This window comes from Rhodoferax sp. ZS1R8, assembly GCF_056521325.1.
Window position 1 is genome coordinate 1 of record NZ_JBWMBA010000074.1, and the last position, 1,463, is coordinate 1,463.

General features: G+C 59.7%; 1 protein-coding gene and 1 pseudogene. Both read left to right on the plus strand.

Annotated features, from left to right (window positions below; all coding sequences use genetic code 11):
* Positions 1-222, plus strand: a pseudogene (locus AC097P_RS23860) (adenylosuccinate lyase); the annotation flags it as partial.
* Between the two features lie 84 nt (positions 223-306).
* The coding region (locus AC097P_RS23865) for an ATP-binding protein (protein WP_479612913.1) at positions 307-1,463 on the plus strand (1,157 nt) is incomplete at its 3' end.

Consider the following 1,463-nt stretch of genomic DNA (forward strand, 5'->3'; position numbering starts at 1 on the left):
GAAGTGCTGGCGGAACCCATCCAGACCGTGATGCGCCGTTTTGGTCTGCCCCAACCGTACGAGCAGTTAAAGAAGTTCACGCGCGGTGCCGCGATGACACGCGATCTAATGCAGGGGGTTATTGCCGGATTGGCGATACCGGAAGCAGAGAAGGCACGTTTGCTGGCCATGACGCCTGGCAGCTATACCGGTATGGCGGCAGAACTCGCAAAGCGCGTCTAAGCAAATAGCCGCTCCCCATCAATGCGGCCGCCTGGGAAGGCGAACACGTTTCTATACAATTTGCAAATTACTTCTTCAGATTGTATGAATCTCTACCCCCGTGATTTGCGCCTGACGCTGGGCCGTTTGGCCCGGCAGTTTCCGGTGATCGCCATCACCGGGCCACGCCAATCCGGTAAGACGACGCTGGCACGCCAGGCATTTCCCGGTAAACCCTATGTTTCCCTGGAAGATCCCACCGAACTGGCGTTTGCCCAATCGGACCCGCGGGGCTTTTTGCATCGCTACCCGGTGGGTGCCATATTTGACGAAGCCCAGCGCTGGCCCGATCTTTTCTCCTATCTGCAAAGCCTGGTAGACCAAGACCGGGAACCCGGTCGGTTTGTGCTGACGGGCTCGCAACAGTTTGGGCTGATGGCGTGGGTGACCCAATCTTTGGCAGGGCGTGTTGGGCTGACGCGCTTGCTGCCTCTTGCACTGAGCGAATTGCCTCAGACCGCGAACCCCAAGGGCGCTCTAGACCTGCACGCACATCTGTGGCGCGGCGGCTACCCCGCCTTGTGGCAATCCCCGCAAAACACGTTGTCAGCCAATGACTGGTTTGGCAGCTACATCGCCAGCTATGTGGAGCGCGATGTGCGCCAGTTGCTGCAGGTGCAAAACCTCTCTACGTTCCAAAGGTTTGTACGCCTGTGTGCCGCGCGCACCGGCACACTGCTCAACCTGGTGGCACTCGCGGCGGATGCGGGCATCAGCCACACGACGGCGCGGCAATGGCTGTCTGTGCTGGAGTCCAGCGAGCTGGTGTTCCTGCTACAACCCTACCACCGCAACTTTGGCAAGCGCCTGGTCAAGACACCCAAGCTGTACTTCACCGATACGGGTCTGGCAGCATGGTTGCTTGGCATTCGCGACCCGCAATTGCTGGCCATTCACCCGATGCGTGGCCCACTGTTCGAAACCTGGGTGGTCGGTGAGTTCCGCAAATTCCGGCTCAACCGGGGCCTGCCGGACGACCTTTACTTCTGGCGCGACAACAACGGGCTGGAGGCCGACTTGGTGTTTGAAACCGACCAGGGTTTGCAATGCGTCGAGATCAAATCCAGCCAAACCATCACACCGGATCTGGTACGAGCCGGGCAGCGGGCCACCCGCTACCTGACCGAGCCCACGCCGGCGCCTTGGGTACTGCACAATGCCCCAGAGAACTACACCCGCGAAGGAGTACGCTGCATAAGTTA